17 protein-coding genes are annotated in these 22,000 nt (G+C 61.1%); 16 read left to right on the top strand and 1 reads right to left on the bottom strand.

Annotated elements, in window-relative coordinates:
- The first annotated feature begins 25 nt into the window (after positions 1–25).
- From araD to EGT36_RS18960, 3 genes are read left to right on the top strand one after another with little or no spacing between them, the layout of a single operon-like run.
- A complete protein-coding gene (gene araD, locus EGT36_RS18970) occupies positions 26–1,750 on the top strand; it encodes an L-arabinonate dehydratase (RefSeq protein WP_125270842.1) in 1,725 nt (574 codons plus the stop codon).
- A 10-nt stretch (positions 1,751–1,760) separates the two neighbouring features.
- Positions 1,761–2,558 carry an NAD-dependent epimerase/dehydratase family protein gene (locus tag EGT36_RS18965; RefSeq protein WP_125270841.1) on the top strand — a complete coding sequence of 266 codons (798 nt, stop codon included), beginning with the start codon at positions 1,761–1,763 and terminating at the stop codon, positions 2,556–2,558.
- A gap of 34 nt (positions 2,559–2,592) precedes the next feature.
- Positions 2,593–3,303: a ribonuclease activity regulator RraA gene (locus EGT36_RS18960; RefSeq protein WP_003506768.1), complete on the top strand. Its 711-nt coding sequence runs from the start codon at positions 2,593–2,595 to the stop codon at positions 3,301–3,303.
- A 3-nt stretch (positions 3,304–3,306) separates the two neighbouring features.
- On the opposite strand, the gene EGT36_RS18955 is transcribed toward EGT36_RS18960, so the two are convergent.
- Positions 3,307–5,658, bottom strand: a complete 2,352-nt coding sequence (locus tag EGT36_RS18955; RefSeq protein ID WP_172965722.1) for a helix-turn-helix transcriptional regulator — start codon at positions 5,656–5,658, stop codon at positions 3,307–3,309.
- 135 nt (positions 5,659–5,793) lie between these two features.
- Here EGT36_RS18955 and EGT36_RS18950 point away from each other — a divergent pair, with 135 nt between their 5' ends.
- The 13 genes from EGT36_RS18950 to EGT36_RS18890 all read left to right on the top strand — a co-directional run bounded on the left by EGT36_RS18950 (position 5,794) and on the right by EGT36_RS18890 (position 21,989).
- The gene (locus tag EGT36_RS18950; protein ID WP_072493609.1) at positions 5,794–6,822 is read left to right on the top strand and encodes an ABC transporter permease; all 1,029 of its coding nucleotides are present in this window, start codon (positions 5,794–5,796) and stop codon (positions 6,820–6,822) included.
- Complete coding sequence (locus EGT36_RS18945) at positions 6,822–7,703, top strand: ABC transporter permease (RefSeq protein WP_125270840.1); 882 nt, start codon at positions 6,822–6,824, stop codon at positions 7,701–7,703. The genes EGT36_RS18950 and EGT36_RS18945 overlap by 1 nt, the downstream gene beginning before the upstream one ends.
- 4 nt (positions 7,704–7,707) lie before the next feature.
- Positions 7,708–9,354, top strand: coding sequence for a nickel ABC transporter ATP-binding protein NikE (nikE, locus tag EGT36_RS18940; RefSeq protein ID WP_125270839.1), 1,647 nt, complete (start codon positions 7,708–7,710; stop codon positions 9,352–9,354).
- Between the two features lie 17 nt (positions 9,355–9,371).
- Positions 9,372–10,928 (top strand): hydantoinase/oxoprolinase N-terminal domain-containing protein, encoded by a 1,557-nt coding sequence (locus EGT36_RS18935; RefSeq protein ID WP_072493680.1) that lies wholly within the window; start codon positions 9,372–9,374, stop codon positions 10,926–10,928.
- Positions 10,921–12,054 (top strand): S-methyl thiohydantoin desulfurase family protein, encoded by a 1,134-nt coding sequence (locus EGT36_RS18930; RefSeq protein ID WP_004438394.1) that lies wholly within the window; start codon positions 10,921–10,923, stop codon positions 12,052–12,054. Before EGT36_RS18935 ends, EGT36_RS18930 begins: the two co-directional genes overlap by 8 nt.
- Before the next feature lie 43 nt (positions 12,055–12,097).
- A complete protein-coding gene (locus EGT36_RS18925) occupies positions 12,098–13,693 on the top strand; it encodes an ABC transporter substrate-binding protein (RefSeq protein WP_072493606.1) in 1,596 nt (531 codons plus the stop codon).
- A gap of 116 nt (positions 13,694–13,809) precedes the next feature.
- The gene (locus EGT36_RS18920) at positions 13,810–14,886 is read left to right on the top strand and encodes an S-methyl thiohydantoin desulfurase family protein (RefSeq protein ID WP_125270838.1); all 1,077 of its coding nucleotides are present in this window, start codon (positions 13,810–13,812) and stop codon (positions 14,884–14,886) included.
- The gene (locus tag EGT36_RS18915; protein WP_044459799.1) at positions 14,883–16,421 is read left to right on the top strand and encodes a hydantoinase/oxoprolinase N-terminal domain-containing protein; all 1,539 of its coding nucleotides are present in this window, start codon (positions 14,883–14,885) and stop codon (positions 16,419–16,421) included. Before EGT36_RS18920 ends, EGT36_RS18915 begins: the two co-directional genes overlap by 4 nt.
- A gap of 44 nt (positions 16,422–16,465) precedes the next feature.
- Positions 16,466–17,410 (top strand): isoaspartyl peptidase/L-asparaginase family protein, encoded by a 945-nt coding sequence (locus EGT36_RS18910; protein WP_125270837.1) that lies wholly within the window; start codon positions 16,466–16,468, stop codon positions 17,408–17,410.
- Positions 17,411–17,514: 104 nt separating this feature from the next.
- The gene (locus EGT36_RS18905; RefSeq protein WP_125270836.1) at positions 17,515–18,420 is read left to right on the top strand and encodes a LysR family transcriptional regulator; all 906 of its coding nucleotides are present in this window, start codon (positions 17,515–17,517) and stop codon (positions 18,418–18,420) included.
- Positions 18,421–18,598: 178 nt separating this feature from the next.
- Positions 18,599–19,543, top strand: coding sequence for an ABC transporter permease (locus EGT36_RS18900; RefSeq protein WP_004438407.1), 945 nt, complete (start codon positions 18,599–18,601; stop codon positions 19,541–19,543).
- On the top strand, positions 19,540–20,358 hold the full coding sequence (locus EGT36_RS18895; protein WP_004438408.1) for an ABC transporter permease: 819 nt from the start codon (positions 19,540–19,542) through the stop codon (positions 20,356–20,358). Before EGT36_RS18900 ends, EGT36_RS18895 begins: the two co-directional genes overlap by 4 nt.
- Positions 20,355–21,989 carry an ABC transporter ATP-binding protein gene (locus EGT36_RS18890; protein ID WP_125270835.1) on the top strand — a complete coding sequence of 545 codons (1,635 nt, stop codon included), beginning with the start codon at positions 20,355–20,357 and terminating at the stop codon, positions 21,987–21,989. The genes EGT36_RS18895 and EGT36_RS18890 overlap by 4 nt, the downstream gene beginning before the upstream one ends.
- Positions 21,990–22,000: the final 11 nt, after the last annotated feature.

The following is a 22,000-nucleotide window of genomic DNA, read 5'->3' as shown; positions in this document are numbered from 1 at the left end:
CCACCCGCAACGTAGGACCAATGACATGACCGATAAAAAACTCCGCTCCGACCGCTGGTTCGCTCCCGACGACCTGCGCAGCTTCGGCCACCGCTCGCGCATGATGCAGCTGGGCTATGCGGAGGAGGATTTTATCGGCAAACCCGTCATCGGCATCCTCAACACCTGGTCGGAGCTCAACACCTGTCATTCGCACTTTCCAGAGCGCGTGCAGGATGTGAAACGCGGCGTGTTGCAGGCTGGCGGCTTCCCCGTCGAAATGCCGTCGCTTTCCGTGGATGAGAGCTTCACCAAGCCGACATCGATGCTTTACCGGAACATGCTGGCGATGGAGACGGAAGAAATGATCCGCTCGCATCCGCTGGATGGTGTGGTGCTGATGGGCGGTTGCGACAAGACGACGCCGGGCCTCGTCATGGGTGCGATCTCGGCCGGTGTGCCGATGATCTATCTGCCCGCCGGCCCGATGCTGAGCGGAAATTATGCCGGTAAGGTGCTGGGCTCGGGTTCGGACGCCTGGAAATATTGGGATGAGCGCCGCGCAGGCAATGTCACGGACGAGGAATGGCGTGGCGTGCAGGGCGGCATTGCCCGTTCTGCCGGTGTGTGCATGACGATGGGCACGGCCTCGACCATGACGGCCATTGCCGACGCGCTCGGCATCACCCTGCCGGGTGCCTCCTCCATTCCGGCAGTCGATTCCGAACATCAGCGCATGTCTGCAGCCTGTGGCCGCCGCATTGTCGAGATGGTGTCGGAAGACCTGACACCGAACCGCATCCTTACGGCGGCAGCTTTCCGCAACGCTGCCATCGTCGCCATGGCGACGGGTTGTTCCACCAATGCCGTCGTCCACCTCATCGCCATGGCGCGCCGCGCCGGCGTGCCGATGACGCTGGATGAGCTGGACGAACTTGGCCGCGTTACACCGCTCATCGCCAATGTCCGCCCCTCCGGCAAGAACTATCTGATGCAGGACTTCTTTTACGCCGGTGGCCTGAGGGCGCTGATGAAGCAGCTGGAAAGTCGTCTCGACTGTTCCGTGCTGACAGTGACTGGCCGCAGCATGGGCGAAAACCTTGAGGGTGCAAAGGTCTACAACGACGACGTCATCCGCTCGCTGGACAATCCCGTCTATGCGGAAGGCTCTCTTGCCGTGCTGCGCGGCAATCTCTGCCCTGACGGTGCCGTCATAAAGCCCGCCGCCTGCGACCCCAAACTCCATATACATCAGGGTCCGGCGCTGGTGTTTGACAGCTACCCTGAAATGAAAGCCGCCATCGACGATGAAAATCTCGATGTGACGCCCGATCATGTGCTGGTGCTGCGCAATGCCGGTCCGCTCGGCGGCCCCGGCTTCCCGGAATGGGGCATGCTGCCCATTCCAAAGGCGCTGATCAAAAAAGGGCACCGCGATATGCTGCGCATCTCAGACGCCCGCATGTCCGGCACGTCCTACGGTGCCTGCGTACTGCATGTCGCACCGGAAAGCTTCGTTGGCGGTCCCTTGGCGCTCCTGAAAACGGGCGATATCGTCCGCCTCGACCTGCCGCAGCGTCGTCTCGACATGCTGGTCAGCGAAGAGGAAATCGCTCAGCGCCGGGCGGCATGGCAAGCGCCTGCGCCGCGTTATGAACGTGGGTACGGCTATCTCTTCTCCAAGCACGTGACGCAGGCCGACCAGGGTTGCGACTTCGACTTCCTGCAGACGGATTTTGGCCGTTCCGCCGGCGAGCCCGATATTTTCTAAGAGGCCCATCATGTTGAAGCGATTGCTCATCACCGGTGCCGGCGGCAAGCTGGGCAGCATGTTGCGCGGGCGGCTTGGCCATGTTGCCGAAACCATCCGTCTTTCTGATGTGGTTGATCTCGGTTCGCCAGCGCCTCATGAAGAGTTCGTCCACTGCGCGCTGGAGGATGAGCAGGCAGTTTACGATCTGGTCAAGGATTGCGACGGCATCGTCCATCTCGGCGGAGTTTCCGTAGAAAGGGCGTTTGATCCCATCGAGGCTGCCAATCTGCGTGGTGTCTACAATCTCTACGAGGCGGCGAGGGCGCACGGCAAACCTCGCATCCTGTTCGCGTCCAGCAACCACACGATCGGTTATTACCCGCAGGGGCAGCAACTTAGCCCTGAGACGCCTTTTCTGCCTGATGGCCTTTACGGTGTCTCGAAGATTTTTGGCGAGGCCATGGCAAGCCTCTACCATTCCAAATTCGGACAGGAGACGGCTATCGTGCGTATCGGCTCCTGTGACGAGAAACCCACGAACTGGCGCATGTTGTCGACCTGGCTCAGCTACGGTGACTTCGTCTCTCTGATAGAGGCGACCTTCCGCGTGCCAAAACTCGGCTGCCCGCTGATCTGGGGCGTTTCGGCCAATGACGACAGCTGGTGGGATAATTCCCATGTCGATTTTCTCGGCTGGCAGCGGCGCGACAATGCCGCGCGCTACCGGGCTGAAATCGAGCGCGACGTCCCGCGCCCCGGCCCCGAGGCAGCGATCGCAAAATATCAGGGTGGCGTCTTCATCGACGAGCCCATTCACAGGACTTGAAACACATCCATCCGGCCATTGCGAGGAAACAGACATGAACAATGAAACGCGCGAAAAACTGATGACGATTTCCGTCGCCACGCTAGCGACAGCGCTTTACAAGCGCGGCCTGCGAAACCAGGTCATTCAGGGCGTTCGCCCGCTGGGCTACAAGGGCAAGAACATGGTGGGCCCGGCCTTTACCCTGCGCTACATGCCGGCCCGCGAGGATCGCAACCAGCTCGTAGAATTCCGCAATCCCGCCCATCCGCAGCGTGTTGCCATCGAAACCTGCCCGCCGGGCCACGTGCTTGTCATGGACAGCCGCAAGGACGCCTCTGCCGCCTCGGCCGGCGATATTCTGGTGACGCGTCTGATGGTTCGCGGTGGTGCGGGCATCGTTTCCGATGGCGGTTTCCGGGATGCGGCCACCATTGCCGAACTGGACATTCCGGCCTACCACACCCGCCCTTCGAGCCCCACCAATCTGACCAAACACGAGGCCATCGAGATCAACGGCCCCATCGGCTGCGGCGATGCACCGGTGTTTCCCGGCGACATCATCGTGGGTGACGCCGATTGCGTCATCGTCATCCCCGCCGGCATTGCCGATGAAGTGGCGACGGAAGCGGTTGAAATGACAGCCTATGAGGATTTCGTGGTAGAGCAGGTCAAGGCCGGCCAGACGATCATCGGCCTTTACCCCTGCACCAAGGAAGAGCACCAGACGGCCTTTGCCGAATGGCGCAAGAAGAATAACCGCTGAGCCTCATAACCAGCCCAGTGCTTTCGCCGCGCGGATCGCCTCCGCGCGGCGTTTGCAATCCAGCTTGCGGAACAGGTTGCCAAGGTGAAACTTCACCGTCACTTCCGAGATGTTGAGCGTCTGAGCAATCTTCTTGTTCGACATGCCGCTGGCCAATAGCTGCAGCATCTGTGCTTCCCGTTGAGAAAGGCCGCCATGCAGCGCCCGGGCCTGCGGTGAGTTCACCGAGGCGGCGAAAATAGACAGCGCGGTGCGGACATCGGATGAGGTTTCGATGAAACTGCGGATGCGGCGATTGTTGAGAAGCGGCGAAAGGAAGACGCGTTCTTCCGACAGCACACCGTTGCAGCCAAGGCGGGTCGCCGATTCAAGCGCGGTGAGTATATGCGCGCGGGCGGCGGCGTTGTCACGGCGCTGGTGCGCGGCATAGCTCTGCCAGATTCTCAATGCGACCTTCTCGCGATTGGTGACCTTTGGATTGGCGATCATCGCATCGATTTGCCGGGAGAGATAGGCGCGGGGTGTGAACAGATGCACCGCATCGCGCAGCCAGGCCATGACATAGGCGATTTCATCACGACGTGTCAGGCGGGAGAGGTCTTCGTGGGCGCTCTCCACCCAGTTACGGCCCATGGGCATGCGAACTGCTGAAAGCGTCGCTGCGGCATCTGCCCAACGGTTGGCGTTCTGATAGGCGATGGCCGTTCTGATCTCCATCATCGCATGAAACTGCAACCCCTCCGACAGATGAATCCAGAGTCCGTCCAGAAAACCCGGGCGAACGGTCATCGGAAAATGGTCGATCAGCACCTGCGAGGCGTAATGCAGTGCAAACTGCATCAGACTCGGCCAGATTTCGGCGGCGGCGAAATGATCAAAATCATGTTCGACGAAATGCAGCAGGTCGCGCGGTTTTCCGGCCTCATAGGCAAGGCAGGCTTCCGCCAGTCGCAGCATCCGGAACTCCTGCATGGCATCATGCGGCACCTGTTCCAGCCGTGCGCGCGCCTCCTGCGCCGCCCGGCGCGCCAGAAGCACATCGCCGCTCATCAGCCGCAGCACGATCTGGTGCAGATGGATGAAGAATTCGAGCAGAGGCTGCCCGCCCATCTTGCGCAGATAGATAAGCGCGCGGGCGGCGGCCGCCTCTGCCTCGCGGAAATTGCGACGGCGGATTTCGAATTCAAGCAGCGCATTGTAATAGGCCGCCCATTTCCCGTGATCGTCCATGGGGTAATCCGCCATGAACTCGCCAAGCCGCGTTATCACCGCGTCATTGGGCGTCAGGTCCTCGGCGATCATCAGGTTCAGCCGGAAGGTGCGGGCTGCGAAGGAAAACCGCGAGCCGCGGGCTAGCACCTTCAGCGGGTCAAGGTAATCCGAGCCGAGGCTTTTGCCGAGCAGATGGCGCACGCGCTGCAATTCGCCCTGTTTCAGCAAGGCGCGGGTAACCGCGAAAAGGACGGTTTCATTGGAGGTGATCATATCCTGCGAAAACCGCATGATGATTTCGCGAAACCTGTCGACGCTGCTTCGGTAGATCAGTTCCCGCCCATGGGCGCGTTCGAGGATTTGCGCGGCATGGGTCTCGTAACCGCGATCGAGCAGCATCGCCATGGCTGCGAGCGAATGCCCTGCCTTTTCGAAGGCCGAGGCGACCTCCACCACGGCGCTGCCGGCCTGCAAGGTGGCGAGGCGTTCTCTTGCCGCGACCGTTAGGAGCCGTATCAGTGTGTGGTGATTGTCGGGTTTTCCCGTCAGAAAGGGCGGCAGAAGCATGGCCCAGTCAGCATCTGGGGCGGCGGAAGGGTTTTCGAGCCAGAAGGAAAGTTCGACGGTCTGGGCGGGCGTGAGATGGGGCAGATAGCTTTCGCGCAGATAGTCGGCGCATAACGTGTCATCCGGCAGGCGCGCCAGCGAAAGAAAGGCCGGCCATCCCGCGTAATCCTCGAGCGCCAGCCGTCGTTGCCCGGGTGGAAGGTCGTCCGCCTCATCTGGCCGCAAGGCGAGTTCTTCCGGTCCTATGGTGAGCGAGCCGTGATGCAGGATGTGACGCGCCATGCCGCTGATCCTCTGGTCCGGCCGGCAGGCGATGACGACGAAACGCACCGACTCCAGAATGGGGGCTGGCATGCGTACCGCCCTTGCAAAAACTGGAATGTCCCACAGCAGGTTGCCATTGACCGCGTTATCGCTTTGCGGCTGGTGCGTGCGGCATATCTGAGCTCCGAGCTCCTTTGCCAGCGTCTCCAGCAATACGCTTTTTCCCGCACCCGCCGGTGCGCGCAGAAACACCACGCCCGCGGTTTCGCTGGCAATGCGATTGCAGAGGTGGGGCCGGGGCAGAAGCATCATGGGAAAGGGATAGGATATCGGTTTCAAAAAACCTATACTCATTCTTTAAAAAACTATACCTTTCAGCGATTGTTCGAATGGCCATGTGGTGAAAACTTGTGCTCAGGCAACCGATGCACAAGGAACGTTCCACCGATGCAGCAACATCCGCTGGTCGCGATTTTGAACAGGCTCGGCACCTTCGTGCTGGTCATGATCGCCCTGTCCATCATGATTTTCGTGCTGGCCCGCGTGGTGCCGGGAGATCCCGCCCGCATGGCGCTGGGGCCGGCTGCAACGCAAGACCAGGTGGATGCGTTGCGCGGGCAGATGGGCCTCGACAAGCCGCTCGCCGTTCAATATCTCGATTATATCGGCAATGCATTGCATGGTGATCTGGGCTTCTCGCTGGTTTCGCAGCGCCCCGTTACAACCGATCTGGCGCAGACTGTTCCCGCGACCGTCGAGCTGGTGCTGGTCGCGGTCATCTTCATGTTCCTCGTCGCCATCCCGCTCGGCGTCATCACGGCGCATTATCGCGACCGGCCGCTGGATCATATCGGTCGCATCCTGTCGCTTACCGGGGTCACGATCCCAAGCTTTCTCTTCGCCATCACGCTGCAATTGCTGGCAGCGCGCTTTCTCTCCGGCTGGCCGATCATCGGCAGGCTCGATCATTCGCTTGGCTGGCAGGGCGGCCCCACCGGTTTCATCCTTGTCGACGGCATGCTGGCCGGACGTTTCGACGTCGTGCTCGATGCGTTGAAGCATCTCGCGCTTCCGGCCTTTGCGCTTTCCATGGCCGGCATCGGCCAGATCACCCGCATCACGCGCTCCTCTATGATCGAGAACCAGCGCAAGGACCATGTGCTGACCCTGCAAAGCTTCGGCGTGCCGGAGCGGGTCATCATCTTCCGTTACCTGCTGAAGCTCTCTTCCATCGCGCCGCTGACGATCATGGGTCTCGAATTCGCGTCGCTGATCGGCAATGCCTTCGTGATCGAGATGGTCTTCGCCTGGGGTGGTTTTGCTTCCTACGGGCTCAACGCCATCCTGCAGAAAGACCTCAACGCCGTGACCGCCGTGGTGCTGGTGGCCGGTCTGTTCTTCATCGTTGCGAACCTGATCGTGGATGTCCTGATCTCGATCATCGACCCGCGTCTGCGCCGCAAGGAGGCTCGCTGATGGCCGATATGAAAATGCTCGAACCCACTGATCGGGGCTTAAGCGCCGGTTACATGATGTGGTATCGCTTCAGCCGCAATCCGGCGGCGGTCATCGGCTCGTTGATCCTTCTGTCGGTGCTGGTACTGGCGGTCTTCGCACCCTGGCTTACGCCCTATCCGAAACATATCGGCGCGGTTGTCGATTTCCGCGCCCGCCATATGCCGCCGGATCTGGAACACTGGTTCGGCACCGACAAGGCCGGTCGCGATATCTTTTCCCGCACCATCTTCGGGCTCCGCGTCTCGCTGCTTCTCGTCATCGGCGTGCTCGGCATTTCCGTTCCGGTCGGAACTGTGCTTGGCCTGATCGCCGGTTATTTCGGCGGCTGGACCGAAAAACTCATCAGCGGCCTGACGAATGTGATGCTGGCCATGCCGCCGCTAGTCATGGCGCTCGCGGTCTCCAACCTGCTGGAACCGACACTGATGAACGCCATGATCGCGATCACGCTGCTGTGGTGGACCTGGCATGCGCGGCTGATCTATTCGGTATCGAAGTCCATCGCTTCGGAAGATTACATCGAGGCGGCACGTCTTGCCGGTGGAGGCCCGTTACACATCCTCTTCCACGAAATACTGCCCAACTGCGTTTCGGTCATTTCGGTCAAGACGACGCTCGATGCCGCCTTCGTCATTCTGTTCGGAGCGACGCTGAGCTTCCTGGGTTTCGGCGTCAAGCCGCCGACGCCTGACCTTGGATCGATGGTCGCCGACGGGCGCCAGTTCATGCCGGATTTCTGGTGGGAAGTGCTCTGCCCCGGCGCGGCCGTGCTTTACGTGACGCTGGGTTTCAATCTGCTGGGCGACGGCCTGCGCGACATGTTCGACGTGGAAAGCTAAGGCCATGACTGAACCGCTTCTCAAGGTCGAAAACCTCAACGTCACCTTCACCAATTACGGCCGCACCCGGCAGGTGCTGCGCGATGTCGCCTTCACGGTTGCCGCCGGCGAACGCGTGGCGTTGATCGGCGAAACCGGGTCGGGCAAATCCGTCACGGCCAAGGCTATCATCGGCACTTTGCCAAAAAACGCCGCGATCACATCAGGTGCCATCTTCATCGATGGCCGGGATGTGCTGTCCATGCCACGCAGGGAGCGTGAGGCCCTGAAGGGGACCGCCTTTTCACTGATCATGCAGGACCCACTCTCCTCCTTCAATCCGGTCTTCAAGATCGGCACACATCTCGATGATGTCATGCGCTTCGCCGACAAGCGCGATGGAATCAACTCGTCCAAGGCCGAGCGTCGCAACCGCATAGCTGCCGTTCTGCGCCGGGTGCAGCTTGCCGACACCGAGCGGGTGATGAACGCCTATCCGTCCGAACTTTCGGGCGGCATGCGCCAGCGCGTGTTGATCGGGCTTGCCCTGCTGCATCAGCCGAAGCTCCTGATCGCGGACGAGCCGGGCACGGCACTTGATGTGACGACGCAGGATGAAATCCTCAATCTCATCAACCAGCTGGTCGCCGAAGAAAACATGGCGCTCTTGATGATCACCCACAATCTCGGCGTCGTACGCAAGGTGGCGGATCGGGTCGTGGTCATGCATCACGGCGATATCGTCGAGACCGGACCCTGCACGCAAATCCTCCATAGCCCTGCCAAGGATTATACGCGCTCGCTTCTCGATGCCGTGCCTCCGCTTTATGGCCCGCGCGTCACCGATCTGGCGCAGAGCACGCGTTCGCCCATCGTCACCATCGAAGGGCTGAACAAGATTTATGGTCGGCGCAACGGTTATCACGCCGTGCGGGATGTGAATCTGACGCTCAAGGAAGGCGAGGTATTCGGCCTGGCCGGTGAATCCGGCTCCGGCAAAACTTCCGTCGCCCGTATGATCATGGGCCTTTCGCGCCCGACCTCCGGCAATCTTGTCATTGACGCTCCCGCGCCTGCGCGCGGCAAGCGATTGACGCAGATCGTCTATCAAAACCCGGGCACCTCGCTTAATCCGAAGCGCACGGTGAAACAGACGCTTGCCCTGCCGCTGAAATCCATCGGCATGGATGGGCAGGCGCGGGAAAACCGCATGCAGGAACTGATGGGGCTGGTGCGGCTGCCGCAATCCTATCTCGGCAAATATCCGCATGAGCTGTCCGGCGGCCAGAAGCAGCGTGTGGCGATTGCCCGGGCGTTGGCGGCCGAGCCGAAAATTCTCATCCTCGATGAGCCAACGGCCGCACTCGATGTGTCCGTGCAGAAGACGGTTATCGACCTTCTGCTGCAGCTGCGTGAGGAGCTTGGCCTGACCTATCTGATGATCTCGCACGACCTGTCGCTGATGCGCAATTTCTGTTCGCGCATCGCCATCATGCTGCGGGGCGAGATTGTCGAAGAGGGCGTGACGTCGGCGGTCTTCGCCGAACCGGCCCATCCCTATACCCGCGCCCTGATCGCGGCCATCCCCGTCGTCACCGACGAGGAAGAACGTCTCAAACCCACGGTGACCGAGGAAGAGCGCATGCGCTTCCTCGTCAAAACGACCGATTGATGAAAGAGGAGCCTGACGTGTATCGCGTTGGAATTGACGTCGGCGGCACAAATACCGATGCCGTTGTGTTGCAGGATAAGACCGTTCTGGCGGGGGTGAAGGCCTCCACGACAGAGGATGTGACGTCAGGCGTCATCGAAGCCCTGGAAAAGGTCATCGAGGCATCGGGCATAGACAGGGCGCGCATCGGTGCCGTGATGATCGGCACCACACATTTCACCAATGCGGTGATCGAGCGCCGGCATATGGACGAGGTTGCAGCCATCCGGCTCGGCCTGCCGTCCGGTGCCGGCCTGCCGCCCATGGTCGACTGGCCGGATGATCTCAAGGAAATCGTCGGCAACCACGGTTATCAGGTGCGTGGCGGTTACGAATTCGACGGTCGTGAAATCTCACCGCTCGATGAGGACGAAATCGTCCGTATCGGTGCGGATATTCGCGCCAAGGGCCTGAAGGCCGCTGCCGTCACCTGCGTTTTCAGCGGCATCAATGATGCGATGGAACTTCGGGCGAAGGAAATCCTGCAGGAGCGCTGCCCCGGCCTGCCGGTGGTGATGTCCAAGGATATCGGCCGCCATGGCCTGCTTGCACGCGAAAGTGCGGCAATCATGAATGCCAGCCTGCTGTCGCTTGCCGACCGCACGGTTGCGGCTTTCGGCGAAGCGCTGAAGGCTGCGGGCATCACCTGCCCGTTCTATATCACCCAGAACGACGGTACGCTGATGGCGGCTGATGTAGTGCGCGGTTTCCCCGTGCTTACCTTCGCTTCCGGTCCGACGAACTCCATGCGCGGTGCGGCCTTCCTCACCGGTCTCAAGGATGCCGTGGTCGTGGATGTAGGCGGCACCACGTCGGACGTCGGCTCGCTGTCCCACGGTTTCCCGCGTCAGGCCTCGACCACGGTGGATATTGGCGGCGTCCGCACCAATTTCCGCATGCCCGACGTCTTTTCCATCGGTCTCGGCGGCGGTTCGCTTGTGGTCAATGGCGATCACGGCCTGACCGTCGGGCCGAAATCCGTCGGTTACCGCGTCCGCCGCGAGGCGCTCTGCTTCGGTGGCTCGACCCTGACAGCGACCGATATCGCGGTTGCCTCCGGCAAGGCGGATGTGGGCGAGAAAAAGCTGGTTTCCAGCCTCGACAAAAAGCTCGTGGATGCGGCCGTCAACAAGATCAACGACATGCTTGAAGCCTGCGTGGAGCGCAGCCGCATCTCATCGTCACCAGTGCCGGTTATCGCCGTTGGCGGCGGTTCCATCCTGATGCCGGATCGCATCGGTGATCTTGAGGTTATCCGGCCTGAGAATTTCGCGGTGGCCAATGCCGTTGGCGCGGCCATTGCGCAGATCAGCGGTGAGACCGACCGGGTCTTCTCACTCGTCGATGGACGCACGCGCGAGAGCGCACTGGCCGAGGCAGAAGCGGAGGCCCGCGAAAAGGCGGTTGCCGCCGGCGCGATTGCCGCGACGCTCGAAGTAATCGAGCGCGAGGATATGCCGCTGGCTTACCTGCCCGGCAACGCCACCCGCATTCATGTGAAAGTTGTTGGAGAAATGGGAGCCAATCATGGCTGAGACACGCAAGCTGAAATATGACGAGGCGGCATTGCGGACGCTGACGCGTGAAGATCTCGACGCACTGGAAATCGGCGCAGGCATTCTCGGCACGGGCGGCGGCGGCAATCCGTATCTCGGGAAGCTTCTGGCGCTGGAGGCCATGAAGGCCGGCTACGAGATGAAGATTCTCGCAACCGACGCCATCGAGCCGGACGCGCTCTGCATGTCCATCGGCGGTATCGGCGCGCCCGTCGTCGGCGTCGAGCGCATTCGCGAAGGCCGTGAAGGCCTGCGTTGCCTGCGGGCGATGGAAGAGCTGATCCGCACGCCAGTTGACGCCATCGTCTGCGAGGAAATCGGCGGTTCCAATTCCATGAACCCGCTGGTGACGGCGGCGCTGGGCGGCCTGCCGATCCTCGATTGCGACGGCATGGGCCGGGCATTCCCGGAAATGCAGATGACCACCTTCTCCATCTATGGCCATAGTTCCACGCCCTCGGTGATGTGCGATCTGCACGGTAATGCCGTCATCTTCAGCCATGCCGTTTCCGAGGTCTGGCACGAGCGCATGGCGCGCGCCTGCGTCGTCTCGCAGGGCGGCGGCGCGATGCTGGCGACCGCGCCGATGCAGGCGCACTACGTGCACCAGTATGGCATTCCGAAAACCTACACCAAGGCCATTGCCATCGGTGAGGCGGTGATCCGTGCCCGCAAGCAGCAGGAAGACCCTATTGCTGCAGTCTGCGCGCTCGAAGGCGGGCGGCGCATCTTCAACGGCAAGATCACCGATCTGAAGCGCCATCTTCGCGGCGGTTTCGCCGTCGGCGATCTTACGCTCTCCGGCTTCGACGATTGCGCCGGCCAGACGGCGGGCGTCGCCATCCAGAACGAATTCCTGCTGTTTTCCCGTGACGGCAAGGTGGAAGTGACGGTTCCCGATCTGATCGTCCTGCTCGATGTCGACACCGGTTATCCGATCACCACCGAAGTGCTGCGCTACGGCCAGCGCGTGGCCGTCATCGCCATTCCCTGTCACGACCTGCTGCGCAGCGCCCGCGCGCTTGAGGTCGTTGGCCCGGCGGCCTTCGGCTATCCGGACATTCCTTTCTCACCGCTGCCCGTTCCGGTCAGCAAGGCTGCCTAACCATAAGCGGGCCCGATGACCCGCAATAAAGAGGAGAACGATAATGAAAATGCCTGTAGTTTCTTCCCGTCTCGCCGCACTGGCGCTCGGCACGGCGCTCGCGTTGCCGGTCCTGTCTTCTGCGGCCCTTGCGGAAGACAAGGTGTCGGTCGCGGTCAACACCATGCAGATATTCAGCTCGCTCGACCCGGCGAAAGTGACTGACTACACCGGCTACATGGCCATCGTGAACATGTATGACGGACTTACCACGGTGAACGCCAAGGGCGAAATCGTGCCGCATCTGGCGAAATCCTGGGAGATTTCCGCGGACGGCCTGACCTACACCTTCCACCTGCGCGACGATGCGAAGTTCCAAGACGGTACGGCAGTGAAGGCGGCCGATCTTGCCTGGTCGATCCAGCGCCTGCTCGGTATCAACAAGGGCCCGTCGAACCTCATCGTCGGCGTGCTGAAGCCTGAAAACGTGACCGCACCTGACGATGCAACCCTGGTCATGAAGATCGACCGCCAGTTCTCGCCCTTCATGGCGGCGACGCCGCTGATGATGGCGATGAACAAGACGCTGATCGAAGCCAATGCCAAGCCCGAAGACAAATGGGGCGAGGCTTATGTCGGCGAACATTCCGCCGGTTCCGGCCCCTACAAGCTCGTCAGCTACAACCGCTCCGCCGACATGGTCATCGCCCGTAACGCCGATTATTTCCTCGGCTGGACCAAGGGCAAGCCGATCGATGAAGTACGCTTCGTGCAGACCAGCGACGACGCCACCGTCAAGGCGTTGGCGGAAAAGGGTGAGCTCGGCCTTTCCTCGCACGGGCTCGGCAACGACACCTATGAATCCATCGGCCGGATGAAGGGTTACAAGCTGATCCAGACCCGCACCGCCGGCGGTTTCGTCATCAAGCTCAACACCAAGGTCTATCCGACCGACGACGTCCACGTCCGCCGCGCCATCGCCTATGCGACTGACTACAAGACGATCCAGGAAGTGATCTATCCGGGCTTCGATATGAAGGGGCCGCTCTCTGACGCGTTCAAGGACGCGCATAATGGCGATATCCAGCCGGGCGTCTACGATCTGGAAAAAGCCAAGGAAGAGCTGGCGAAGTCGAAATATGCCGGCCAGAAGATCACGCTCGTCAACAGCTATGTCGCGTCGCTCGCCTTCGAGGCGGAAGTGGCGCTGCTGTTGCAGTCCAGCCTCGAGCAGATCGGCATCACGCTCGATATCAAGCCTGAGCCGTGGAACCGTATCGTCGAGCTTTCTTCCAAGCCCGAAACAACGCCGGCATCGACGCAGGTGAACATCTCGCCGACCTATCCGTCGCCGGATTCGATGTTCTACAACCAGTATCATTCCAAGGCATCCGGCACCTGGATGTCGATGGAATGGCTGCAGAACGCGGAAATCGACGGGCTGATCGACAAGGTTCGCGCCACCACTGATGTGAACGAGCAGAACGCTACCTACAAGGAGCTGCAGACGAAGATCGTTGATCTTCAGCCTGACGTCTGGGCGGTTGCGCCGAACCGCCGTTATGCGGCGAACAAGTGCCTTCAGGGTTACGAGTTCATCCCCATGCAGAGCTGGGACTTGAACTTCTCCAACTTCCATTGGGACTGCAAGGCCGAGTGATCTTTACCTCATGAAAACCGACCCCGCCCAGATGGCGGGGTTGGCAGACTTGGAACTTCAAAGGGAAGGAGCATCGCCTGCGGCCGGAAAGGCTGCGGCATGCCCGAGGATGACGCATGATCCAGGAATTTTCCGAAGACGATATCGAACCTCTGGCCACCGGTGCCTGGATTCTGGGAACGGGGGGCGGCGGCAATCCCTATATCTCGACGCTCAATCTGCGGCGTCTCTATGCCGAGGGGCGACGGGTCAAGGTCATGGATCCCATGGCGCTTGCCGATGACGACATGGTTGCCGTCGTCTCCAAGATGGGTGCCCCGCTTGTCGGTCAGGAACGGCTGGGAGACCCCGTGCATCTTGCCCGCGCTGTCGAGGTCATGGAGGATTATCTCGGCAAGCCGTTCCGGGCGATCATGAGTGTGGAGATCGGCGGCTCCAACGCGCTCTCGTCTTTCCTCGCTGCCGCCGTCCTCGACCGGCCGGTCGTCAATGCCGACGCCATGGGACGCGCCTATCCGGAAGCGCAGATGACATCCTTCGCCATCGGCAACCTGCCGATGTTTCCGCTGTCGCTGGTCGATGGGCGCGACAATGAGGTGATCGTAACGCGGGCTGCCTCATGGAAATGGATGGAGCGTATCTCGCGTAAGGTCTGCACCGAAGTGGGCTCCACCGCCGCCACCTGCAAGGCGCCGCGCACCGGCAAGGAAGTGAAGGAGTGGGGTATTCATTATACCGTCACCAAGGCGACCGAACTCGGGCGCGCGGTGATGGAGGCGCGGGCGCGCCATGACGATCCCGTTCAGGCGGTTCTCGACCACGAGGGCGGCAAGCAGCTGTTTCGCGGCAAGGTGGTGGATGTGGCCCGCGAGACCACGGGTGGTTTCCTGCGTGGCAGCACGACCATTGAAGGCATTGATGCCGACCGTGGTTCGCTCATGGAGCTCGCATTCCAGAATGAGTGGGCCGTTGCCTTCCGCGATGGCCAGCCAGTCGCCATGACGCCGGACCTGCTTTGCCTTCTCGATACGGTTTCCGGCGGCGCCATCGGTACGGAATCGGTGCGTTACGGCCAGCGCGTGACGGTTGTCGCCCTGCTGGCACCCGAGCTTTTGACGACGCCTGCCGGCATCGCCGCCGTCGGCCCGCGCGCCTTCGGTTATGACATTGACTTCAGATCGGTATTCCCATGAAACGCATCGGTATTGACGTTGGCGGCACCAATACGGATGCCGTTTTGATCGATGGAGACACCATTGTCGCCTCCATCAAGGTTCCTACCACGCAGGATGTCCTGTCGGGCGTAAAAGCAGCGCTCGCCCATGTGTCCGGCCATGTCGGCGCGACGGATCGACCGATCGACGCGGTGATGATCGGCACCACCCATTTCACCAATGCAGTGGTGGAGCGCGCCCGGCTGGAACGGGTTGCAGCCATCCGCATCGCTCTGCCGACCGGTTCTTCGCTGCCGCCCATGTGCGACTGGCCAAAAGATTTGTACGATGCTGTCGATCCGTTGATTTTCATGGTCCATGGTGGCCATGAATATGATGGCAGCCCGCTGGTGCCGATGATTCCCGATGAAATTCGGGAGGCGGCGATGAAAATCCGCGATGCGGGCATCACTTCCATCGCCATTTCGGCAACCTTCTCGCCGTTGACAACGGAATGCGAAGTGCGGGCGGCGGAAATCGTCCGTTCGGTCATTCCCGATGCACGCATCACGCTTTCCCATACGCTTGGCCGCATCGGGCTTCTGGAGCGGGAAAACGTCGCCCTGCTGAACGCGGCACTGCAAACCCTTGGCAGGACAACCGTTCAGGCATTTTCGGATGCGTTGCGCGAAGCAGGTGTGAAGGCGCCATTCTATCTGACCCAGAATGACGGCACGGTGGCGCTCGCGGATGTCGCCGCTGCCAACCCGGTGCACAGCTTCGCTTCCGGCCCGACGAACTCAATGCGGGGTGCTGCCTTCCTCACCGGGCTAACCGATGCCATGGTGGTGGATGTCGGCGGCACGACTTCCGATATTGGCTGCCTTGTCGGCGGTTTTCCGCGGGAAGCGAACAATATCGTCCATATTGGCGGGGTGCGCACGCTCTTCCGCATGCCCGATCTTCTGCCGATTGCGCTCGGCGGCGGCACGATCGTTGATCCTGAGACGGGCAAGATCGGTCCACGCTCGGTCGGTTATCGCATCCTGACGCAGGCCCGTGTTTTCGGCGGCGATACGCTCACGACCTCGGATATTGCCGTTGCCGCGGGGCTGATCGAGATGGGTGACCGCGACCGTGTCAAAGGCCTCGATCCGGCTTTCGTGCAGGCCACACTCCAACGCATCCGTGACATGGTGGCCGACAGTTTCGACCAGATGAAGACCTCGGCGGAAGATGTGCCGCTCGTTGCCGTCGGCGGCGGGGCGTTTTTGATTCCCGAGACGGTTCCGGGTGCGTCGGAAGTGCTGCGTGTGGAAAATGCCGGCGTTGCCAATGCGCTGGGCGCGGCGATGGCGCAGGTTTCCGGCGAGGTTGACCAGGTCTTTTCCGGCCTGAGCCGCGAGGAGGCGCTTGCGAAAGCAGAGACCGAGGCGCAGAACGCGGCGATTGCTTCTGGAGCGGAGCGAGCGAGCCTGAAGACGCTTGAGGTGGAAGATATCCCGATTGCCTATCTGCCTGGCGGCGCGCGGCGGGTTCGCGTGCGGGTCATCGGCGATATCGCCTTTCATTGATGGTAAGAGGCCCTGCGGTGGGCGGGGCGACGAGGGGAGAGAACATGACGAAGATCGCACTGGCCATTCACGGTGGTTGCGGCGTTATGCCGGAAGACAGCATGACTTCAGAGGAGTGGACCGCTGCGCGCGATGATCTGGCAGCGGCGCTGCGTGCCGGTTATGGCGTATTGAAGGCTGGCGGAACCGCGCTTGAGGCGGTCGAGGCGGCGGTCGTTGTCATGGAGGACAGCCCGCATTTTAACGCAGGGCATGGCGCCGCACTGAACGAGAACGGCATCCACGAACTCGATGCCTCGATCATGGATGGTGCCACATTGGCAGCGGGCGCGATCAGCGCGTCCCGCGCCATTCGCAATCCGGTGAAAGCCGCCCGCGCACTGATGGCGGATGACCGTGCCGTCTATCTGACGGGGGAGGCGGCCGACCGCTTTGCAGAGGAAAAGGGGCTCGCGACCGAGCCGCAATCCTATTTCACGACTCAAAAGCGCCGTGAAGCACTGGCGGCGATGAAGCGCCACGCCGCCGCTGGCACGGAAGCGACGGAAAACGAGAAACACGGAACCGTGGGTGCGGTGGCGCTCGATGCGGCGGGCCATCTTGCCGCGGCCACCTCGACAGGTGGCTACACCAACAAGCCCGATGGCCGGGTGGGTGACAGCCCGGTGATCGGGGCAGGCACCTATGCACGGGATGGGGCCTGCGCGGTTTCCGGCACCGGCAAGGGCGAATTTTTCATCCGCTACGTCGTCGGTCACGAGATCGCATCCCGCGTCGCCTATCTCGGGCAGGATCTGGAGACGGCTGCTGGCAATCTCGTCCTTAAGGATCTGGCGCCCTACGATATTGGCGCGGGTCTTGTGGCTATCGATGCCGAAGGCGGGATTGCAGCGCCCTACAATACCCCCGGCATGTTCCGCGGTTGGGTTACCCCCACGGGTGATGCTTGCGTGGCCACCCATGACACCGTGTATTCGGTGGAACTGTAGGCAGTTGCCGCGTGCGGGATAAAAAACCGGTGACATGAAGCGTTATCGGCGGCAAAACGTCAGAACCGAAACCGGCTTGTCTCTTCATCCATGGTGCTGGCCTCATGAACATCAAGCAGCTCGAAGTTCTTCGTACGCTTCTTTCCACCGGCTCGACCATCGCCACGGCCAAGGCAATGGGGCTTAGCCAATCCGGTATCAGCCGGCTTCTGGCGCAGCTTGAGGCCGACCTGTCTCTGACGCTGTTTGCCCGCGACAAAGGGCGGCTCATTCCGACACCGGAGGCGGTGCTGCTTGCGCGGGATGCGGAAAACGTGCTGCTTGCGGTCGACCGCATGTCCGGTCATGCGGAAGATTTGCGGAATGGTGCGGCTGGTCCGGAAATCGTGCGCATCGGGCTGCCGAGCAGTATGTGGGAAAATTTCGCGCCCGCCATGCTGATCGACTATGTCCGGGATTTTCCCGGCGTTCGCATTGAGACTTTTTTCGAGACGACGACCGCCATCAACAAGCTTGTCGGCGAGCGGGTGATTGATCTCGGTTTCCTGCGGATGGAAGGTGAGATCGGGCCGGGCATCGACGTCGAGCGTGTCGCGACCGGCAAGAGTGTGTGCGTGGTCCGGGAGGATCATCCGCTGGCAGCGCTTGACGAAATTACCGTGAAGGACCTGCGCAACATTCCGCTCATCCTGATCGGCCGCCAGCGGCCAAATCGCATGGCGCTCGATCAGGTGTTCAAAAAGGCTGGCGTCAAACCGATGGTGAAGATCGAGACTCACACCAACAGTTCCGCCTGCGCCTATGTGGCGCACGGGTTGGGGGTAACGATCATCAGCAGTTTTTATGCCAACCTCTATCGGCACCTGCCCGTTGTCGCGCGGCCGTTCGTCCCGCAGGCGATGCAGGAGTTCGGTCTTGCCCGCGCCTCCGGGGCACCGCTCTCCATCGCTGCGCAGGCGCTGAGCGATGCCTTGAAGCGGGAAATCCAGCTCTCGCAAAAGATCGTCTGAAGCGGGATTTTGGGCGGAAGATGTCCTTGTCCTCATCGGGATGACCGCGCCGTCATTCTGCATAGAGGTATGACGTTTATGCATAATATTGCGTGATATTTCTCAATCCGTCATAGTCGCCAGCAATGAAACCGATAGAGGCGGGCTGTCATTACCTGCCATCAATCGTGGGGAACCGATGATAAGATTCATACTGAGCCGTCTTTTGATGGCGCTGCCGACGATCGCATTCGTGTCGATCACGGTGTTCGCGCTCATCCGCTTCATTCCCGGCGATCCGGCCGCCCTGATGCTGGGCGACATGGCGCAACCGGAACAGATCGAAGCCATGAGGACCGAGCTCGGCCTCGACAAGTCCATGCCGCAACAGTTCGTCATCTGGGCCGGCAATGTGGTGCAGGGCGATTTCGGTCGCTCCATCGTCAATGACGAGCCGGTGCTGCCGCTGGTCGTCTCGCGCTTTCTCGTCAGCGCCGAGATCGTCGTGGTCGCGGTGCTTCTCGCCAGCCTGATTGCGGTTCCGGCAGGCGTGATCGCCGCCTGGAAACAGAACAGCCTGACTGATCTCGCGCTGGTCGGAACGGCGACGCTGCTTCTGTCCATTCCCACGTTCTGGCTTGGCCTTCTGCTCCTTCTGTTTTTCGGCCTGAAACTCGGCTGGCTGCCGGTGCTCGGATATGTGTCGATCAGCGACAATCTCGTCGGCGGCATGCTTTATCTCGTCCTGCCCGTCATGACGCTGGTAATCCACGAAATGGGTGTTCTGATCCGCATGGCGCGCGCCTCGACGCTGGAGGTTCTGCGGCTGGATTACATCACCCACGCCCGCGCCAAGGGCCTTTCGGAAAGCGCCGTTCTCTGGCGGCACGCCTTCAAGAATGCCTTCGGTCCGACCTGGACAATGATCGGCCTCATCCTTGGCAATCTTCTCGGCGGCATCGCCGTCATCGAAACGGTGTTCACCATTCCGGGTCTCGGACGGTTGATGGTCGACAGTATTTTTGCCCGCGACTATCCGGTCATACAGGGCTGTCTGCTGTTCGTCTCGCTCTCCTATGTTCTGGTCAACCTGTTCGTCGACCTTCTCTATCCCCTCTTCGATCCGCGCGTGGTTGCCGAATGAAAAAGTTCACACTCAACGGGCTTATCGGCGGCTTTCTCATCGCCCTCCTGCTCATTACCGCCGCAACCGGCCTGTTCTGGACACCTTATGATCCAATGAAGCTCGGTTTCGCCTCGCGTCTAGCCAGTCCAAGCGCCAGCCATCTTCTCGGCACCGACGAATTCGGGCGCGATGTTTTGAGCCGCCTGATGGTCGGCGCACGTGCCAGCGTCTGGATCGGCTTCCTGACGGTCAGCTTCGCGACGATCTGCGGCACGCTGATCGGCCTTGTCAGCGGTTATGCGCGGGGCTGGGTGGATGGCGTCATCATGGCCATCAACAATGCGCTTCTCGCCTTTCCCGGCATTCTGCTGGCGCTGGGCCTGCTCGCGGTGTTCGGCGCAAACCAGTATGGCATCATCTTCGCTCTAGGTATCGCTTATACGCCATCCATGGCCCGCGTGGTGCGCGGTGCCGTGCTTTCTCTGCGTGAGCGTGAATTCATCGAGGCGTCGCTGGTGATGGGCAATGGTGAAATCTACACCATGTTCCGCCACATCCTGCCCAATTGCATCGCGCCGATCACGGTTCTTGCCACTTCCATGTTTGGCTGGGCCATTCTGTCGGAAAGCGCGCTCTCCTTCCTTGGCCTTGGTGTGCCGCCGCCGGCCCCCACCTGGGGCAACATGCTGGCCGCCGGCCGACCCTTCATCCAGCAGGCCGTGTGGCTGGGTCTTTTCCCCGGTCTCTGCATCGCGCTGACGCTGCTCGGCATCAATCTTTTGGGCGATGCCCTCCGCGACAGGCTTGACCCGCGCATGAGAGGTCTCAAATGACTGGTAATACACTTCTCACCGTCCGGGGCCTTTCGCTCGAAGTCGCCAGAACCGGCCATCGGGTGGTCAAGGATGTTTCCTTCGATATAGCCGCGGGCGAAATCTTCGGCATCGTCGGTGAAAGCGGTTCGGGTAAAACGCTCGCCACCCGCGCGCTCATCTCGCTTCTGCCACCGGCCATCGCTGTCACCGGCGGATCGATCGTCTACAAGGGGCAGGATGTGATGTCCCTGCCGGTGAAGGCGCTTCGAAATCTGCGCGGCGCGGAGATCGGCGTGGTGTTTCAGGAGCCGATGACCTCCCTCAATCCATCAATGACGATAGGCCGGCAGCTGGAAGAGGGGCTGATCCTTCACACGAAACTGTCGGGAGAAGACCGCCGCGCGAGAATTCTCGACATGCTGAGCCGGGTCGGCATCCGCGATCCCGAAGGCGCGTTGACGGCCTATCCGCATGAGTTTTCCGGCGGCATGCGCCAGCGCATCATGCTGGCCTCGGTCATGCTGTTGAAACCCGCATTGCTGATTGCCGACGAGCCGACGACGGCACTTGACGCTGTCATCCAGCGCGATGTCATGGAACTGATGGTGGAGCTGACACGTGCGGAAGGCACCGCCGTTTTGCTCATCAGCCATGATCTGCCGATGGTGGCGCGTTATACCAGCCGCATCGTGGTCATGGAAAAAGGCGCGATTGTCGAGCAGGGCCGTACCGAGGACCTGCTGGACGCGCCGCAGCACCCATATACCAAGAAGCTGCTTTCCTCTCTGCCGTTCCGTGGCGAGCCGCGCCGTATCGACACCTCCAAGGCGCCGATGGTTTCGGCCCGCGATATCGTTGTGGATTATGCCGGTCGCAAATCCCTGCTGAAGAAAGCCAAGCCAAAGCGCGCGCTGCATGGCGTCAGCATCGATATTCATGAGGGAGAGGTCGTGGCGCTCGTCGGTGGTTCCGGTTCCGGCAAGACGACGCTCGGCCGCACCATTGCCGGGCTCGTCAAGGAAAGCGAAGGGCATATCCGCTTTCAGGGCCGCGAGCGCAACGAGGACTGGAAGGATTATCGCCTGAATTGCCAGATGGTGTTTCAGGATCCCTATTCCTCGCTTGATCCGCGCATGACCATTCAGGCGCTGGTGGAGGAGGCATTGCGCCGCGTGCCTGACCTCGATCAGGCCGCCAAGCGCAAGCGGGCGCTGGAAACACTGGAGGAAGTGGGGCTCGGCGCTGACTACGCCGCCCGTTATCCGCACGAGCTTTCCGGCGGCCAGCGTCAGCGCGTGGCGATTGCCCGCGCCGTTGCCCGCCGTCCGCGGTTCCTGATCGCCGACGAACCGGTCTCGGCACTCGACGTGACGGTGCGGGCGCAGGTGCTCGATCTCTTTTCCGATCTGCAGAAACGTTACGGCTTTTCCTGCCTGTTCATCAGCCACGATCTCGGTGTGGTGGAGCAGGTGGCGGACCGTGTCGTCGTCATGCAGGACGGGCGCATCATCGAAGAGGGTGACCGCGACACGATTTTCGACAGTCCTAGAGAGGCCTATACGCGCCGGCTGCTCTCGGCCATTCCCGCCCTCGACCAGAATGAAAAGGGCGGCGTGACACTGAAATGGCGTCTGGAAGATGAAGTTTAACAGGAAGATGA

The organism is Agrobacterium sp. FDAARGOS_525 (genome assembly GCF_003938925.1).
Taxonomy (GTDB): domain Bacteria; phylum Pseudomonadota; class Alphaproteobacteria; order Rhizobiales; family Rhizobiaceae; genus Agrobacterium; species Agrobacterium pusense.
The sequence above is the reverse complement of the archived record's forward strand: the minus strand, read 5'-3'. Positions and strand labels throughout refer to the sequence as shown.

What these genes read in the sequence shown, in the direction of transcription:
- EGT36_RS18960 (WP_003506768.1), top strand. Translation starts at nt 2,593, where the DNA reads ATGAACAATGAAACGCGCGAAAAACTGATGACGATTTCCGTCGCCACG.
- EGT36_RS18890 (WP_125270835.1), top strand. Translation starts at nt 20,355, where the DNA reads ATGACTGGTAATACACTTCTCACCGTCCGGGGCCTTTCGCTCGAAGTC.
- EGT36_RS18955 (WP_172965722.1), bottom strand. Translation starts at nt 5,658, where the DNA reads ATGATGCTTCTGCCCCGGCCCCACCTCTGCAATCGCATTGCCAGCGAA.
- nikE (WP_125270839.1), top strand. Translation starts at nt 7,708, where the DNA reads ATGACTGAACCGCTTCTCAAGGTCGAAAACCTCAACGTCACCTTCACC.
- EGT36_RS18905 (WP_125270836.1), top strand. Translation starts at nt 17,515, where the DNA reads ATGAACATCAAGCAGCTCGAAGTTCTTCGTACGCTTCTTTCCACCGGC.
- EGT36_RS18945 (WP_125270840.1), top strand. Translation starts at nt 6,822, where the DNA reads ATGGCCGATATGAAAATGCTCGAACCCACTGATCGGGGCTTAAGCGCC.
- EGT36_RS18920 (WP_125270838.1), top strand. Translation starts at nt 13,810, where the DNA reads ATGATCCAGGAATTTTCCGAAGACGATATCGAACCTCTGGCCACCGGT.
- EGT36_RS18965 (WP_125270841.1), top strand. Translation starts at nt 1,761, where the DNA reads ATGTTGAAGCGATTGCTCATCACCGGTGCCGGCGGCAAGCTGGGCAGC.
- araD (WP_125270842.1), top strand. Translation starts at nt 26, where the DNA reads ATGACCGATAAAAAACTCCGCTCCGACCGCTGGTTCGCTCCCGACGAC.
- EGT36_RS18895 (WP_004438408.1), top strand. Translation starts at nt 19,540, where the DNA reads ATGAAAAAGTTCACACTCAACGGGCTTATCGGCGGCTTTCTCATCGCC.
- EGT36_RS18930 (WP_004438394.1), top strand. Translation starts at nt 10,921, where the DNA reads ATGGCTGAGACACGCAAGCTGAAATATGACGAGGCGGCATTGCGGACG.
- EGT36_RS18900 (WP_004438407.1), top strand. Translation starts at nt 18,599, where the DNA reads ATGATAAGATTCATACTGAGCCGTCTTTTGATGGCGCTGCCGACGATC.
- EGT36_RS18915 (WP_044459799.1), top strand. Translation starts at nt 14,883, where the DNA reads ATGAAACGCATCGGTATTGACGTTGGCGGCACCAATACGGATGCCGTT.
- EGT36_RS18950 (WP_072493609.1), top strand. Translation starts at nt 5,794, where the DNA reads ATGCAGCAACATCCGCTGGTCGCGATTTTGAACAGGCTCGGCACCTTC.
- EGT36_RS18910 (WP_125270837.1), top strand. Translation starts at nt 16,466, where the DNA reads ATGACGAAGATCGCACTGGCCATTCACGGTGGTTGCGGCGTTATGCCG.
- EGT36_RS18925 (WP_072493606.1), top strand. Translation starts at nt 12,098, where the DNA reads ATGAAAATGCCTGTAGTTTCTTCCCGTCTCGCCGCACTGGCGCTCGGC.